The organism is Pseudomonas argentinensis (genome assembly GCF_001839655.2).
GTDB classification, from domain to species: domain Bacteria; phylum Pseudomonadota; class Gammaproteobacteria; order Pseudomonadales; family Pseudomonadaceae; genus Aquipseudomonas; species Aquipseudomonas argentinensis_B.
The window spans coordinates 3,545,892-3,561,466 of record NZ_CP056087.1 but is presented as its reverse complement, the minus strand read 5'-3'; the positions used below and the strand labels follow the sequence as shown (position 1 = coordinate 3,561,466).

17 protein-coding genes are annotated in these 15,575 nt (G+C 64.3%); 15 read left to right on the top strand and 2 right to left on the bottom strand.

The window, feature by feature from the left end; translation table 11 throughout:
- The first annotated feature begins 14 nt into the window (after window positions 1–14).
- From flhF to SA190iCDA_RS15845, 13 genes are all read left to right on the top strand, one after another.
- A complete protein-coding gene (gene flhF, locus SA190iCDA_RS15905) occupies window positions 15–1,322 on the top strand; it encodes a flagellar biosynthesis protein FlhF (RefSeq protein WP_070886345.1) in 1,308 nt (435 codons plus the stop codon).
- An 87-nt stretch (window positions 1,323–1,409) separates the two neighbouring features.
- Window positions 1,410–2,249, top strand: coding sequence for a flagellar synthesis regulator FleN (gene fleN / locus SA190iCDA_RS15900; RefSeq protein WP_170833959.1), 840 nt, complete (start codon window positions 1,410–1,412; stop codon window positions 2,247–2,249).
- Window positions 2,246–2,989: an RNA polymerase sigma factor FliA gene (gene fliA, locus SA190iCDA_RS15895; RefSeq protein WP_070886343.1), complete on the top strand. Its 744-nt coding sequence runs from the start codon at window positions 2,246–2,248 to the stop codon at window positions 2,987–2,989. Before fleN ends, fliA begins: the two co-directional genes overlap by 4 nt.
- Before the next feature lie 197 nt (window positions 2,990–3,186).
- Window positions 3,187–3,561: a chemotaxis response regulator CheY gene (locus SA190iCDA_RS15890; RefSeq protein WP_170829026.1), complete on the top strand. Its 375-nt coding sequence runs from the start codon at window positions 3,187–3,189 to the stop codon at window positions 3,559–3,561.
- Window positions 3,562–3,580: 19 nt separating this feature from the next.
- Entirely contained in the window at window positions 3,581–4,369 is a 789-nt protein-coding gene (locus SA190iCDA_RS15885) for a protein phosphatase CheZ (protein ID WP_070886342.1), read from the top strand.
- Window positions 4,370–4,380: 11 nt separating this feature from the next.
- Window positions 4,381–6,654, top strand: a complete 2,274-nt coding sequence (locus tag SA190iCDA_RS15880) for a chemotaxis protein CheA (RefSeq protein ID WP_070886341.1) — start codon at window positions 4,381–4,383, stop codon at window positions 6,652–6,654.
- A gap of 42 nt (window positions 6,655–6,696) precedes the next feature.
- Window positions 6,697–7,821: a protein-glutamate methylesterase/protein-glutamine glutaminase gene (locus SA190iCDA_RS15875; RefSeq protein ID WP_070886340.1), complete on the top strand. Its 1,125-nt coding sequence runs from the start codon at window positions 6,697–6,699 to the stop codon at window positions 7,819–7,821.
- Window positions 7,821–8,561: a flagellar motor protein gene (locus tag SA190iCDA_RS15870; protein WP_070886339.1), complete on the top strand. Its 741-nt coding sequence runs from the start codon at window positions 7,821–7,823 to the stop codon at window positions 8,559–8,561. The genes SA190iCDA_RS15875 and SA190iCDA_RS15870 overlap by 1 nt, the downstream gene beginning before the upstream one ends.
- Window positions 8,561–9,448: a flagellar motor protein MotD gene (gene motD / locus SA190iCDA_RS15865; RefSeq protein ID WP_236101301.1), complete on the top strand. Its 888-nt coding sequence runs from the start codon at window positions 8,561–8,563 to the stop codon at window positions 9,446–9,448. The genes SA190iCDA_RS15870 and motD overlap by 1 nt, the downstream gene beginning before the upstream one ends.
- Before the next feature lie 40 nt (window positions 9,449–9,488).
- Entirely contained in the window at window positions 9,489–10,277 is a 789-nt protein-coding gene (locus SA190iCDA_RS15860; RefSeq protein WP_070886337.1) for a ParA family protein, read from the top strand.
- 91 nt (window positions 10,278–10,368) lie between these two features.
- On the top strand, window positions 10,369–11,217 hold the full coding sequence (locus SA190iCDA_RS15855; protein ID WP_070886336.1) for a CheW domain-containing protein: 849 nt from the start codon (window positions 10,369–10,371) through the stop codon (window positions 11,215–11,217).
- An 87-nt stretch (window positions 11,218–11,304) separates the two neighbouring features.
- Complete coding sequence (locus tag SA190iCDA_RS15850) at window positions 11,305–11,784, top strand: chemotaxis protein CheW (RefSeq protein WP_013791056.1); 480 nt, start codon at window positions 11,305–11,307, stop codon at window positions 11,782–11,784.
- A gap of 1 nt (window position 11,785) precedes the next feature.
- Window positions 11,786–12,184: a DUF2802 domain-containing protein gene (locus SA190iCDA_RS15845; protein WP_027911376.1), complete on the top strand. Its 399-nt coding sequence runs from the start codon at window positions 11,786–11,788 to the stop codon at window positions 12,182–12,184.
- A 50-nt stretch (window positions 12,185–12,234) separates the two neighbouring features.
- Here SA190iCDA_RS15845 and SA190iCDA_RS15840 read toward each other — a convergent pair whose 3' ends face one another.
- Together SA190iCDA_RS15840 and SA190iCDA_RS15835 are read right to left on the bottom strand one after the other, a co-directional pair.
- Window positions 12,235–12,576 carry an EscU/YscU/HrcU family type III secretion system export apparatus switch protein gene (locus SA190iCDA_RS15840; protein WP_070886335.1) on the bottom strand — a complete coding sequence of 114 codons (342 nt, stop codon included), beginning with the start codon at window positions 12,574–12,576 and terminating at the stop codon, window positions 12,235–12,237.
- Complete coding sequence (locus SA190iCDA_RS15835) at window positions 12,573–14,120, bottom strand: flagellar hook-length control protein FliK (RefSeq protein WP_070886334.1); 1,548 nt, start codon at window positions 14,118–14,120, stop codon at window positions 12,573–12,575. Before SA190iCDA_RS15835 ends, SA190iCDA_RS15840 begins: the two co-directional genes overlap by 4 nt.
- Before the next feature lie 130 nt (window positions 14,121–14,250).
- On the opposite strand from SA190iCDA_RS15835, the gene ccmA reads away from it, so the two are divergent.
- Together ccmA and ccmB are read left to right on the top strand one after the other, a co-directional pair.
- Window positions 14,251–14,874 carry a cytochrome c biogenesis heme-transporting ATPase CcmA gene (gene ccmA / locus SA190iCDA_RS15830; RefSeq protein ID WP_070886333.1) on the top strand — a complete coding sequence of 208 codons (624 nt, stop codon included), beginning with the start codon at window positions 14,251–14,253 and terminating at the stop codon, window positions 14,872–14,874.
- Window positions 14,871–15,542 (top strand): heme exporter protein CcmB, encoded by a 672-nt coding sequence (gene ccmB / locus SA190iCDA_RS15825; RefSeq protein WP_070886332.1) that lies wholly within the window; start codon window positions 14,871–14,873, stop codon window positions 15,540–15,542. The genes ccmA and ccmB overlap by 4 nt, the downstream gene beginning before the upstream one ends.
- The last annotated feature ends 33 nt before the right edge of the window (window positions 15,543–15,575 follow it).

Below are 15,575 nucleotides of genomic sequence, written 5' to 3'. Positions count from 1 at the left end.
CGAGGGTACGGGCCATGCAGGTCAAACGCTTTTTCGCTGCCGATATGCGCCAAGCCATGAAGCTGGTGCGCGATGAGCTGGGCGCCGATGCGACCATCATCGCCAACCGCCGCGTGGCCGGTGGTGTGGAATTGACGGCTGCGCTCGATTATCAGGCTCCGCCGGTACCGGCGCGGCAGGCCAACCCGGCGCTGGAAGCCGAGCTGCGCAAGACCCAGTCGCGCATCGCTTCGGCCCATGCCGAACTGACCACGCGCAGTCAGCTCGATGCCGGCAAGGACCGTCAGCTGTTTGGCGCGGCGCCTGCCACACCGTCCGCCGACAGCCTGGATGCCGTGTTGCAGCGCCAGCAGCAGAAGCCGGCTGCGGCCTCGGTTGATCAGTCGGCGCTGGATTCCATGCGCTCCGAACTGCATGGCCTGCGTGAGTTGATCGAAATGCAGATGGGTTCGATGGCCTGGGGGCAGATGCAGGCCCGGCGTCCACAGCAGGCCACCTTGTGGCGTCGCCTGCAGCGTATGGGGCTGCCCGCCGAACTGGCGCGCACGCTGCTCGAGCGCGTGGCGTCGATCGCCGATCAGCGCCAGGCCTGGCGCATGGTGCTGGCGCACCTCGCCCATTCGATTCAGACGCCCAAGCAGGAACCGATGGAAGAGGGCGGCGTGATCGCCCTGGTCGGCCCGGCCGGCATGGGCAAGACCACCACCCTGGCCAAGCTGGCCGCTCGCTACGTACTCAAGTACGGCGCCGCCAGCATCGCCCTGGTGAGCATGGACAGCTACCGCATCGGTGCCCAGGAGCAGCTCAAGACCCTGGGACGGATTCTTGGCGTCTCGGTGACCCAGGTCGACCCCGGGCAGTCGCTGACCCAGGCCCTGGCGCCACTGGCTCGCAAGCGCGTGGTGCTGATCGACACCGCCGGCCTGCCCGCCAACGATCCGGCGCTGCGCATGCAACTCGAGGCGCTGGCCAGTCGCGGCATCAATGCCCGCAATTACCTGGTGCTGGCCGCTACCAGCCAGGCCCAGGTGCTCAAGGCGGCCTATCACAGCTACAAGCGCTGTGGGCTGGCCGGCTGCATTCTGAGTAAACTGGACGAAGCTGCCAGCATGGGCGAGGTCTTGGGCCTGGCTATTGGCCACCGCCTGCCGGTAGCCTACCTGGCAGATGGTCCGCGCATTCCGGATGACGTGCACGTGCCGCGCAGCCACCAGCTGGTCAGTCGCGCCGTTGGCCTGCAGGCACCCGATGAGCCGAGCGAGGATACGATGGCCGACATGTTCGCCGGGCTCTATCAGAACCCGGCCAGGCAGGCCGGTTGAACGGGTTGAGTGTGGCGAAGCGCTGGTCGTGCTCGCCGCTACAGCGCACAATGGCCCCAGGGCCCACAGTGAAGTTAGATAAGGTGTATAGATAACATGGGTATGCATCCCGTACAGGTGATCGCGGTGACCGGCGGCAAAGGCGGCGTTGGCAAGACCAATGTGTCGGTGAATTTGTCACTGGCGCTCGCCGATCTCGGTCGGCGCGTCATGCTCATGGATGCCGACCTTGGCCTGGCCAACGTCGACGTGTTGCTCGGCCTGACCGCCAAACGCACCCTGGCCGACGTCATCGACGGCCAATGTGATCTGCGCGACGTGGTATTGCAGGGCCCTGGTGGCATTCGTATCGTGCCCGCGGCCTCCGGCACCCAGGCCATGGTGCAGCTCACGCCCATGCAGCATGCCGGCCTGATCCAGGCCTTCAGCGACATCAGCGACAACCTCGACGTGCTGATCGTCGACACCGCTGCCGGCATCGGCGATTCGGTGGTCAGCTTCGTGCGCGCCGCCCAGGAAGTGCTGGTAGTGGTGTGCGATGAACCGACCTCCATCACCGATGCCTACGCGCTGATCAAGCTGCTCAATCGCGACCACGGCATGAGCCGTTTCCGGGTGCTCGCCAACATGGCGCACAGCCCCCAGGAAGGTCGCAATCTGTTTGCTAAGCTGACCAAGGTGACCGACCGTTTTCTGGATGTCGCGCTGCAGTATGTCGGCGCGGTTCCCTACGACGAATCGGTTCGCAAGGCCGTACAGAAACAACGTGCGGTGTATGAGGCGTTCCCTCGTTCGAAGTGCGCGCTGGCGTTCAAGGCGATTGCCCAGAAGGTCGATGCATGGCCCTTACCGGCCAACCCGCGTGGTCATCTGGAGTTTTTCGTGGAGCGCCTGGTGCAACAACCGACTGCAGACACGGCTGTATGACGACAGCCTCTGGACTCCGAATGTACAGCAAGGCAACAGCACGAGATTCACAGCATCAGTTGATCGAGCGCCACGCGCCGCTGGTAAAACGTATCGCCTACCACCTGTTGGCCCGCCTGCCGGCCAACGTGCAGGTCGACGATCTGATCCAGGCCGGCATGATCGGTTTGCTCGAGGCATCGCGTAAGTACGACGCCGGCAAGGGTGCCAGTTTCGAGACCTTTGCCGGCATCCGCATTCGCGGCGCCATGCTCGACGAAGTGCGCAAGGGCGACTGGGCACCGCGCTCGGTGCACCGCAACAGCCGCATGGTCAGTGATGCGATACGAAAAATTGAGGCCAGAACCGGTCGCGACGCTAAAGATCACGAGGTTGCTGCCGAACTCCAATTGAGTCTCGAAGATTACTACGGCATTCTTGGCGACACTTTGGGCAGCCGTCTGTTCAGTTTCGACGACCTCTTGCAGGAAGGCGAGAACGGCGGGCTGCAGGAAGACACGAGTTCCCTGCATCACGGACCATCGCATGAGCTGGAGGACAATCGTTTCCAGGCCGCGTTGGCCGATGCCATCAGTAATCTGCCGGAGCGTGAGCGGCTGGTGTTGTCGCTGTATTACGACGAGGAGCTGAACCTCAAGGAAATCGGCGAGGTACTGGGGGTGAGTGAGTCGCGGGTCAGCCAGCTGCATAGCCAGTGTGCCGCTCGTTTGCGAGCGCGGCTAGGGGAGTGGCGCGCATAGGAATTTGTTCAGGGGCTGGAGTTGGTCGAGCCAGTCCTTGTGGTAAATGCAGGACAGCAGGGCGGGGCACACAGTGAACGCAGCAAAGCCGAGCGCAATCGATTGCGGCGTTCAGCCAGGCCGGTTTCACGATTAATAAGCGCTGCACAAGGTTGCAGGCGTTTTAGGACTGTACGGAGGTCGACTTGGACAAGAACATGAAAATCCTCATCGTCGATGATTTCTCGACGATGCGACGGATCATCAAGAACCTCTTGCGTGATCTGGGGTTCACCAACACGGCAGAGGCTGACGACGGCACGACCGCGTTGCCGATGCTGCAGAGCGGCAGCTTCGATTTTCTAGTAACCGACTGGAACATGCCGGGCATGACGGGCATCGACCTGTTGCGCGCCGTGCGTGCCGACGAGCGACTCAAGCACCTGCCTGTGCTGATGGTCACGGCGGAAGCCAAACGCGATCAGATCATCGAGGCCGCGCAAGCCGGTGTGAATGGCTATGTAGTCAAGCCGTTCACCGCTCAGGTGCTCAAGGAAAAGATCGAGAAAATCTTCGAGCGGGTTAACGGCTGATGTCTGCCGCGAGGTTGTTATGGAACACCATGAATCTAACGATGTTGACCTCGAGTCGACCCTGAAAAGCAATGCCCGCCAACTGGTCGACAGCCTCGAGCAAGGCAACTTTGGCGAAGCCGTACAGCTGATCAACGAACTGAACAAGGCGCGCGACCGGGGTCTTTATCTCGAAGTCGGCAAGCTCACTCGTGAGCTGCATAACGCGATCGTCAACTTTCAGCTCGATCCCCGCGTACCGCACGCCAGTGAAATCTCGCAGATCGCCGATGCGACCGAGCGCCTGAACTATGTGGTCACCATGACCGAGCGTGCGGCCAACCGCACCATGGATCTGGTCGAGCAGAGTGCGCCGCTGGTCAACGACCTGAGCAGCGAGGCCGATTCGCTCGCCGAGGATTGGGGGCGCTTCATGCGCCGCGAAATGAGTGCCGAGGCGTTCCGTGAACTGGCCAAGCGTATCGAGCTGTTCCTGGCGCGCAGCCAGCGCGACACCAGCAAGTTGTCGGGGCATCTCAACGACATTCTGCTGGCGCAGGATTACCAGGACCTGACCGGTCAGGTGATCAAGCGCGTCACCCAGTTGGTGACCGAGGTCGAGAGCAATCTGCTGAAGCTGGTGCTGATGGCCAGCCAGGTCGATCGCTTCGCCGGTATCGATCACAACCACGAAGAGCTGCGTGCCGAGCAGAACAAAGAAAAAAATCCGTCCCGCGGTGAAGGTCCGCAGATTCATGCCGATAAGCGTGATGACGTCGCCTCGAACCAAGACGACGTCGACGATTTGCTGTCCAGTCTGGGTTTTTAGGAGCACGTCATATGAGCTTCGGCGCCGATGAAGAAATCCTCCAGGATTTCCTGGTAGAGGCCGGCGAAATTCTTGAGCAATTGTCCGAGCAGTTGGTGGAGCTGGAAAGCCGCCCGGACGATATGAACCTGCTCAATGCGATTTTCCGAGGGTTTCACACGGTAAAGGGTGGTGCCGGCTTCCTGCAGCTCAACGAGTTGGTGGAATGCTGCCATATTGCCGAGAACGTGTTCGACATCCTGCGCAAGGGTGAGCGCCGTGTGGATGCCGAACTGATGGACGTGGTGCTTGAAGCACTGGACGCCGTCAACGGCATGTTCACCGAGGTGCGCGAACGGGTGGAACTGACGCCTGCCTCGCCGGAGCTGCTGGCAGCACTCTCACGCCTGGCCGAGCCGGGTGGCGCCGAGCCAGAGGCTGCGCCCGCAGTGGCGGCCGAGCCGGCCCCCGCGCCTGCGGAGCCCGTGGCGGCCGCGGTCGAGCCTTCAGCAGATATTTCTGACAGCGAATTCGAGCAATTGCTCGATGCCCTGGGCGACGAAACGCCAGCAGCGACCAGTGCCTCGACCGACGAAATCACCGATGACGAGTTCGAGTCGCTGCTCGACCAGTTGCACGGCAAGGGCCAGTTCGCGGCGCCGGCCGCCGCGGCGGTGGTGCCCTCGACTCCGGAGCCGACGGCTGCAGCAGCGCCGGGCGATGAAATCACCGACGACGAATTCGAAGCGCTGCTCGACCAGCTGCACGGCAAAGGCCAGTTCGTCGCGCCTGCCGTGGCGCCGGCTGCTGCACCGGTCGCAACGGCCGCCGAGCCCGCGGCTGCGGCTACGCCGGGCGACGAGATCACCGATGACGAATTCGAAGCGCTGCTCGACCAGCTGCATGGCAAGGGCCAGTTCGTCGCGCCTGCGGTAGCGCCGGCCGCGGCCGCTGCGCCTGCTGCAAAACCCGCTCCTGCTCCGGCGCCTGCCAAGGCTGCGCCGCCTGCGGCCAAGGCCGAACCGACCAAGGCTGCGCCTGCCGCCAAGCCGGAGCCAGGCAAGGCGGCTCCCGCTGCCGCCAAAGCGGAGAGCAGCAAGCCGGCACCTGCCCCGGCAGCCGCCGCACCGGCCAGCGAGGCGGAAACCACCGTTCGCGTCGACACCGCCCGCCTGGACGAGATCATGAACATGGTCGGCGAACTGGTGTTGGTGCGTAACCGTCTGGTGCGCCTGGGGCTCAACAGCGGCGACGAGGCCATGTCCAAGGCGGTGTCGAACCTCGACGTGGTCACGGCCGATCTGCAGACCTCGGTCATGAAAACCCGCATGCAGCCAATCAAGAAGGTCTTCGGACGCTTCCCGCGCCTGGTTCGCGACCTGGCCCGTCAGCTCAAGAAGGAGATCAACCTCGAGCTGGTGGGTGAAGAGACCGACCTGGACAAGAACCTCGTCGAGGCCCTCGCCGACCCGCTGGTGCACTTGGTGCGCAACGCCGTCGACCACGGCGTGGAAAGCCCGGACGAGCGCGAGGCGGCCGGCAAGTCGCGTACCGGGCGGGTGGTGCTGTCCGCCGAGCAGGAAGGCGACCACATCCTGCTGATGATCACCGATGACGGCAAGGGCATGGACGCCGACGTATTGCGCAGCAAGGCCGTGGAAAAGGGCCTGCTGGACAAGGACGCGGCCGATCGCCTGACCGACCTGGAATGCTACAACCTGATCTTCGCCCCCGGCTTCTCGACCAAGACCGAGATTTCCGACGTCTCCGGCCGCGGTGTGGGCATGGACGTGGTGAAGACCAAGATTTCCCAGCTCAACGGCACCGTCAACGTGTTCTCCCAGAAGGGCCAGGGTTCGAAGATCGTCATCAAGGTGCCGCTGACCCTGGCGATCATGCCGACGCTGATGGTGATGCTGGGCAACCAGGCGTTCGCCTTCCCGCTGGTCAACGTCAACGAGATTTTCCACCTCGACCTGTCGCGCACCAATGTGGTCGATGGCCAGGAAGTGGTGATCGTGCGCGACAAGGCGCTGCCGCTGTTCTACCTCAAGCGCTGGCTGGTGAGCAGTGCGGCGCACGTAGAGCAGGGCGAAGGCCATGTGGTGATTCTCACCGTGGGCAACCAGCGCATCGGCTTCGTGGTCGACCAGCTGGTCGGCCAGGAAGAGGTGGTGATCAAGCCATTGGGCAAGATGCTCCAGGGCACCCCCGGCATGTCCGGTGCGACCATCACTGGTGATGGCCGCATCGCACTGATCCTCGATGTACCCAGCATGCTCAAGCGCTACGCACGGCGTCTCTGATCGTCCGCGGCACGGCGACGGCCGTGCCGCTTAGGAGTGTTTATGGTTGTCAAGGTACTGGTAGTCGATGACTCCGGTTTTTTCCGCCGCAGGGTTTCGGAGATTCTCTCGTCTGATCCCAACATCACCGTGGTCGGCACGGCCACCAACGGCCGTGAGGCCATCGATCAGGCCCTGGCATTGAAGCCGGACGTGATCACCATGGATTACGAGATGCCGCTCATGGACGGCATCACCTCCGTGCGCAACATCATGCAGCGCTGCCCCACGCCGGTTCTGATGTTCTCCTCGCTCACCCACGAAGGCGCCCGGGTCACCCTGGATGCGCTGGACGCCGGTGCGGTGGACTTTCTGCCGAAGAACTTCGAGGACATCTCGCGCAATCCGGAGAAGGTCAAGCAGTTGCTGTGCGAGAAGGTTCACAGCATCTCGCGCAGCAACCGCCGGGGGTTCGGCACGGCGTCCCTGACGCCGCCTGCCGGCGGTAGTTCGAGCCGACCTGCCAGCGCCCCGAGCACGCCCGCAGCGCTGGCACGGCCGCAGCCGAGCGCGGGCCACCCGCCGGCCGAGCGGCATGCCGCTCCCAGTGCGGCGCCCAAGCGCAAAGCCTACAAGCTGGTGGCGATCGGCACCTCGACAGGCGGCCCGGTAGCCCTGCAGCGCGTGCTGACCCAGTTGCCAGCCAACTTCCCGACGCCCATCGTGTTGATCCAGCACATGCCAGCGGCCTTTACCAAGGCCTTTGCCGAGCGTCTGGACAAGCTCTGCAAGATCAACGTCAAGGAAGCCGAGGACGGCGACATCCTGCGCCCCGGCCTGGCCATTCTGGCGCCAGGCGGCAAGCAGATGATGATCGACGGCCGCGGCACCATCCGCATCCTGCCCGGTGACGAGCGCCTGAACTACAAGCCCTGCGTGGACATCACCTTCGGGTCGGCGGCCAAGTCGTACAACGACAAGGTGCTGGCCGTGGTGTTGACCGGCATGGGGGCCGACGGCCGTGAAGGTGCGCGCCTGCTCAAGCAGGGCGGCAGCCAGATCTGGGCCCAGGATGAAGCCAGCTGCGTGATCTACGGCATGCCCATGGCCATCGTCAAGGCCAACCTGGCCGATGCGGTCTACCCCCTCGATGATATCGGTCGCCATCTGGTCGAGGCCTGCTTCTGATGGATGTGCTGAGCCTGATCGGCGTCATTCTGGCGTTCGTCGCGATTCTGGGCGGCAACTACCTGGAAGGCGGTCATGTCTCGGCACTGCTCAACGGCCCGGCGGCGCTGATCGTGATCGGCGGGACACTGGGTGCGGCGTTGCTGCAGACGCCCGTGGGGGTGTTCAAGCGGGCGGTAAGCATCCTGCGCTGGATTTTCGTGCCGCCGCAGATCGACCTGCCTGGCGGTATCGACCGCGTGGTGAACTGGAGCATGACCGCGCGCAAGGAAGGCCTGCTGGGCCTGGAGGCGGTCGCCGATGGCGAGCCCGACGCCTATGCTCGCAAGGGTCTGCAACTGCTGGTCGACGGCGCCGAGCCGGAAGCCATTCGCAGCATTCTCGAGGTGGATCTCTACACCCAGGAAAGCCGCGATATCCAGGCCGCCAAGTTCTTCGAATGCATGGGCGGCTACGCACCGACCATCGGCATCATCGGCGCGGTCATGGGGCTGATCCACGTGATGGGCAACCTGGCCGACCCCAGCCTGCTGGGTAGCGGCATCGCCGTGGCGTTCGTTGCCACCATCTACGGTGTGGCCATCGCCAACCTGCTGCTGCTGCCCATCGGCAACAAGCTGAAATCGGTGGCGCTGCGCCAGTCGGCGTACCGCGAGATGCTCTTGGAAGGCATCCTGTCGATCGGCGAAGGGGAAAATCCACGGTCCATCGAGCTGAAGCTGCAAGGCTTCATGAGCTGATCATGGCCCGCCGACGCCATCACGAAGAACACGAGAACCATGAGCGCTGGCTGGTTTCCTACGCCGATTTCATCACCCTGCTGTTCGCCTTCTTCGTGGTCATGTATTCGATTTCGTCGATCAACGAAGGCAAGTACAAGATCCTTTCGGAAACCCTGACCGGCGTCTTCAACCAGCCGGATCGCTCGATCAAGCCCATACCGGTGGGCGACGAGCGCCCGCGCACCACCGAGCCGGATCGTTCGATGGTCGACGAGGCGTCGCCCCAGCAGATCGCCGCCTCGACCCTGCAGAACATCGCCGACAGCATTCGCGATGCCTTTGGCGGGCTGTTGCAGAGCGATCAGCTCAAGGTGCGCGGCAATGAACTGTGGATCGAGATCGAACTGAGCTCCGGGCTGTTGTTTCCCAGCGGTGACGCATTGCCGAACGACGAGGCCTTCGAGATCATCGAGAAGATCGCCAAGATCCTGGCGCCTTACGGCAATCCGGTGCACGTCGAAGGCTTCACCGACAACCAGCCGATCAGGACGGCGCAGTACCCCACCAACTGGGAGCTGTCTGCGGCGCGTGCTGCGAGCATCGTGCGCATGCTGGCCATGGATGGCGTCGATCCGTCGCGCCTGGCCGCCGTGGGCTACGGCGAGTTCCAGCCAGTGGCCGATAACGCCACGGCGGAGGGCAGGGCGCGTAACCGCAGGGTGGTGCTGGTGGTCTCGCGTAATCTCGATGTACGGCGTAGTGTGAGTGGTGTGGGAAGCGCCAACGCGCAGCCTGATGCAGCGCTGCAACGCGCTGGCACGCAACCTGCTACAGGGCCTGCAGCACCGGCGTCTGCCAACGGCGCCGTCAATTCCCCGTCGCCAGTCCCTGCAATGGGCAACTAGTCTCGGCCAGGCCAGGCCTGTCCCCGGGAGGATGAAGATTATGAGAGTGTGGGCTGTATCGAATCAAAAAGGCGGCGTGGGCAAGACCACTTCCAGCATCGCCCTGGCAGGCCTGTTGGCCGATGCTGGCAAGCGTGTGGTGGTGGTCGACCTCGATCCCCATGGCTCGATGACCAGCTACTTCGGTCACGACCCGGATACCCTGGAAAACAGCAATTTCGATCTGTTCCAGCACCAGGGCAACGTGCCCGAGGGCCTGCCGAAACAGCTGCTGCTGCCCACCAGCCACGAACATATTTCCCTGCTACCCTCGAGTACCGCGCTGGCTACCCTGGAGCGTCAATCGCCAGGTCAGAGCGGCCTGGGCCTGGTAGTCGCCAAGAGCCTGGCGCAGCTGTGGCAGGACTTCGATTATGCGGTGATCGACAGCCCGCCATTGCTCGGCGTGCTGATGGTCAATGCCCTGGCGGCCAGTCAGCAGCTGGTAATTCCGGTGCAGACCGAGTTCCTGGCGGTCAAGGGCCTGGAACGCATGGTCAACACCCTGACCATGATCAATCGCTCGCGCAAGCAGGCGCTGCCTTACACCATCGTGCCGACACTGTTCGACCGCCGCACCCAGGCTTCGCTGTCGACCCTGCGTCTGCTCAAGCACACCTATCCCGAGCAGCTCTGGCAGGCCTATATCCCTGTCGATACCCGCCTGCGTGACGCCAGCCGCGCCGGGCTGACGCCCTCGCAGTTCGACGGCAACAGCCGTGGCACCATCGCGTACCGCGCGCTGCTCAAGCACTTGCTGGCGCAGCAGCCCGCCTCCCAGGTGGCCTGAGCATGCGGGCTGAATTTTCTGCGCGAATCGGCTCAAGTCTGCCGCCCCAGCGGCCGATAGCACATACAGATATCTTCTGCAGGTTGCCTTCATGAGTCGTTCCACTGCTACTGCAACTCGGCCCCAACTGGCGCTGCAGTCTTACCTCGATGGGTTGCTGCAGGATGCCGCGATCGAGCTCGAACAAACCCTCGAGCACAGTACCCTCGATGAATTCGAGGCCGCCGTGCTCGAGGAACAGGTGCGTGATGCGCAACTGGCGCCGCGTGCCGATGCCCCGGCGCTGGCCCTGGTTCCGGCTGCCGCCGAGGTGGCGAGCGAGCCGCGGGTCGAGGTGGCCGCGCCGGTGGCCGAGGCGGTTGCCCCGGTCGTGGTCGAGCCCATTGCCATGCCGCCGGTGGTCGAGCCGGTCGCCGACGTGCATCGCCCGGCACCACAGATCTTCCTGACCCAGCCCGACGGTCGCCCCGATTGGGCCGAAGAGCCGTTCGAATGCCTGCTGTTCGATGTCGCCGGCCTGACCCTGGCGGTGCCGTTGGTGTGCCTGGGGTCGATCTACCCGCTGGCCGGCCAGGAGCTGACACCTTTGTTTGGCCAACCGGACTGGTTTTTGGGCATACTGCCATCACAATCCGGCAACCTGAAGGTGCTAGATACCGCACGCTGGGTCATGCCGGATCGTTACCGAGATGATTTCAAGCAGGGGTTGCAGTACGTGATTTCCGTGCAAGGCTACGAATGGGGGCTGGCGGTTCATCAGGTCAGCCGCTCGATTCGCCTCAACCCGGACGAGATCAAATGGCGTAGCCAGCGTTCCCAGCGGCCCTGGCTGGCCGGCACCGTGATCGAACACATGTGCGCGCTGCTGGACGTCGCCGCGTTGGCCGAGCTGATCGCCAGCGGTGCCACCAAGCGCATGCACAACGGGCAGATACACTGATAACGTTCGTACGCGCGACAGCGTGCGATCACCTGAATAGCGGGACTCCCGCGCACCGCAACGCGCGGTCAATGACGAGGCTAGGCCATGAAGAAAAGCTCTGCACAAGGCGCTGAAGATCCGATCCTGCAGTGGGTCACCTTCCGTCTGGACAACGAGACCTACGGCATCAACGTGATGCAGGTGCAGGAAGTGCTGCGTTACACCGAGATCGCCCCAGTACCGGGCGCGCCGAGCTACGTGCTGGGGATCATCAACCTGCGCGGCAACGTGGTCACCGTCATCGACACGCGCCAGCGTTTCGGCTTGGATTCCTCCGACGTCACCGACAACACCCGTATCGTCATCATCGAGGCGGACAAGCAGGTGGTGGGCATTCTGGTCGACAGCGTGGCCGAAGTGGTCTATCTGCGTCAGTCCGAGGTGGAAACCGCACCGAACGTCGGTAACGACGAATCGGCCAAGTTCATCCAGGGCGTGTGCAACAAGAACGGCGAGCTGCTGATCCTGGTCGAACTGGACAAGATGATGACCGAGGAGGAGTGGTCGGAGCTGGAGAGCATCTGAGGTGCTCGAAGCCGCACTCATCGTTCTTGCCCTGGTTTGTGCCGGGCTGGTGGGCACCTGCGTCTGGCTTGCCGGACGTTTGCGCCTGGCCAGCCAGCTGCAGGCCGAACGCGATGCCCAGCGCGACCAGCGTATTCGCGAGCTGGGCAAGCGCCTGGATACCTACCTGACCGGTAGCATCCGCATGGGCGAGGAGTTGCACGAGCTGCGCCGTACCGTTGCGCCGTTGCCTGACAAGCTGACCCAGATCGAGCAGCGCGACCCTACCAGCCTGTCGTTTACCCAGGCCGCGCGCCTGGTCGGCATGGGCGCCAGTGCCGACGACCTCACCCAGTCCTGCGGCCTCAGCAAGGCCGAGGCGGAACTGGTCGCCAAGCTGCATCAGGCACGCCGCTCCTAAGCATTCTTTTTATCCCTTCGAATCTTCCTGGGGCGCGGTCGTCTGGCGATCTAACGCTTGCCGCTCTTGCCAGCAGGCCCTTCGAGCCTCAACGGTCCATCCTTGGGCTTGCCCCGTGGGTCGAAACCCGCCGGGAACTTGCCTTTCAGGTACCAGGCGAAGGCGATGATCTCGGCGATGCAGCGATACAGCTGTTCGGGGATCGCTTCGCCCAGTTCCAGGCGCGCGAGCAGGCGCACCAGTTCGGCATTCTCGTAGATCGGCACATCGTGGGCGCGGGCGATGGCCAGTATGGCCTCGGCCAGCTCGTCGTCGCCCTTGGCGCTGAGGTTGGGGGCGTTCTGGCCATCGTAGGTGAGGGCGATGGCCTGGCGTGGGGCTTTACTGCTCATGCGGTTTCATCGACCCAGCGTTGTTCCAGGGAGGTTCTCGGGCCCTGGGGTGGTGTGCCCAGGCTGCACACCAGGTCGCCCACCGTAAGGCCAGCGGCCACCAGACGTTCGCGCAGATTGCCCAGTTCGCGGTCGATCAGCCCGGCGGTGCTGGCGCGCTCGGCCCACAGTTGGCTGGACAGGCTGCCATGGGCCAACTGCGCCTGCACCTGCAGCGGCCCCAGGGGATCCAGGTCGAACGCCAGATCGATACGCCACAGCGCCTCCTTGGGATCCTGCTTGCCGGAGGGCGCCGGCTCCTCGTGTTGAATCTTCACCTGCAGCGGCACCAGTTCCTGCTGATTGCGCATCGGCACTTCCATCTGCCAGGTGGTCAACAGCTGGCCTTCGGGGCCGACCTGACTTTGCGAAAGGCTCGACAGCTGGTGGGTCTGCAGGCGCGAGATGGCGGCGGCCGCGAGCTTGAGCAGCGCCTCCAGGTCCGCCTCTTCATCCATCGATTGCAGCAGGCGGCTGGGCAGGGGGAAACTCATCGCCTGCTGGCGACCGCTGCTCTGGCCGATATTGCCCAGCAGGTTGCGGGCGAGGGCCGGTAGCGCCTGGGTCATGGCGTTGGCCGAAGCGGTCGCCGCCGCCAGGGGCGCTGCGCCGGGCAGCAGGGGCAGCAACTGGCTGACCAGGCGCAGCAGGTTGGCCTTCATGTCGGTGCCCAGGCCGCCGGTCTGGCCAGCCAGCAGTTTGCTCTCGAGAAACAGCCCACTGTTTTCCAGCGCCTGCATCAGGCTCTTGCCGTTGCTCATCTGTTCGCCAGTCGGCAGGCCAGACAGCAGTTTGTCGATGCTGCCCTTCAAGCCATCGGGCAGGCCGCCCTGGCCGCCCATGCCCTTGAGCGCCGCCATCAGGCCTTCCAGCGAGCCCTGGCGGCTTTGCTGGCTGCCGAGCTGCTGGAGCAGGGCCAGCTGGTCGAGGCGGCCACTGAGCGGCAGAAAGGCCAGCGACTGGTCACCCTGCACCCGCGCGCTGAGCAGGCTGCCCGGCGCCAGGTCGAGGCTGGTTTCCAGGCTCAGGGTCTTGCCGGCCAACCCGGTGTTGAGCAGGTTGACCAGCACTTTGAATACGGTGGTCTGAGCGACTTGCACGGGCAGCGCTTCGCGCGAAAGCACCTTGCCTTGCAGCAGGGTGCCGACGGGCAGCTGCTCGAGGTCGATGCTGGTCAGCGGTTTGCTGCCGCCGGCCAGGACGGCCAGCGCCAGGCGGGTATCGGAGAGCGCGGTGACGGCGAGCGCCGTGCCCTGGGCGAGCGGCTGCGGGCTGCTGGCCTGCAGGGTCGCCTGGCGGCCGCCGTCCAGGGTCACGCGCAGCATCAGCTGGAAGCTCTGCGCACCTTCCTTGACGCCAACCACCTCGGCCTTGGCGCTTTCCCCAGCCGCCATCAGGCCGTCGAGGGGTTTGAGCAGCTTTACCGCCAGGTCGGCAGCGCTAACTGCGGGTCTGTTGGCCGCCGGCGGGGGGGCAACAGGGCGCGATCCACTGATCTCGGTCATTAAGTCTCATACTCTGGGCCCACTGCACACTGCGGGCGAGCAGGGCGGGCATGTATACTCGCGGCCAATCCGAACGTCCGCAAGAGTATAGCGGCCGCAATCGTCCCGACTTGAACCAGGTGCCCGCGTTGTGAGCAGTCCCTTTCTCGAAGCCACTGCGCTGTCCTGCGAACGGGACTGGCGGCTGTTGTTCGAGAACCTCGACATCAGACTGGACGCCGGGCAGATGTTGCAGGTGTCCGGGCCCAACGGCAGCGGCAAGACCAGCCTGCTGCGGGTGCTTGCCGGCCTCAGGCCGCCCACCAGCGGTAGCGTGCGCCTCAAGGGGCAGCCCCTCGCCAGCCGCAGCGGCGACCTGCTGTGGATCGGTCATGCCGCCGGCATCAAGGGGCTGCTCAGCGCCGAAGAGAACCTCGCCTGGCTGTGCGCGCTGCATCGCCCGGCGAGCCGCGAGCAGATCTGGCAGGCCCTGGAGGCCGTCGGGCTGCGCGGTTTCGAAGACGTGCCCTGTCTTACGCTGTCTGCCGGCCAGCAACGCCGCGTGGCCCTGGCACGGTTGTATCTGGACGGCCCGCCGTTGTGGATTCTCGACGAGCCCTTTACCGCACTGGACAAACAGGCAGTGAGCCAGCTTGAAGACCATCTGGCGGCACATTGCAGGGAGGGCGGTCTGGTGGTCCTGACCACGCACCATTCGCTGAGCCGCGTGCCGGATGGCTACCGGGATCTTGATCTGGGACAGCATGGCCCATGAATAGCCTGTTTATGCTGCTGGTCGTGCGCGAGGCGCGGTTGCTAGGTCGCCGCCCCGCAGAGCTGGCCAATCCACTGGTGTTCTTCGCTATCGTCATCGCCCTGTTTCCGCTGGCCGTGGGGCCGCAAACGCAACTGCTGCAGAGCCTTTCGCCGGGCCTGGTGTGGGTTGCGGCGCTGCTGGCGGTACTGCTCTCCCTCGACGGCCTGTTTCGCAGCGACTTCGAGGACGGCTCCCTGGAGCAATGGCTGCTTTCCTCGCGCCCCTTGCCGGTGCTGGTTCTGGCCAAGGTGGCGGCCCACTGGCTGTTTTCCGGCCTGGCCCTGGTGCTGCTGTCGCCCTTGCTGGCCTTGATGCTGGGCCTGCCGGGGCGCTGCCTGCCGGTATTGCTGGTCTCACTGCTGCTGGGTACGCCGATTCTCAGCCTGCTGGGCGCCATTGGCGCCGCCCTGACGGTGGGCCTCAAGCGTGGCGGGCTGCTGCTGGCGCTACTTATTCTGCCGTTGTACATCCCGGTGCTGATTCTCGGCAGCGGGGCCTTGCAGGCGAGTCTGCAAGGGTTGCCGGTGGCCGGGCATCTGCTCTGGCTGGCCAGCCTCACCGCACTGACGGTAACCCTGACACCCTTCGCCATAGCCGCCGGCCTGACTATCAGCGTCAGCGAGTGATTGAACGTGCTACCGAGGATGGCCGCCGGCCCC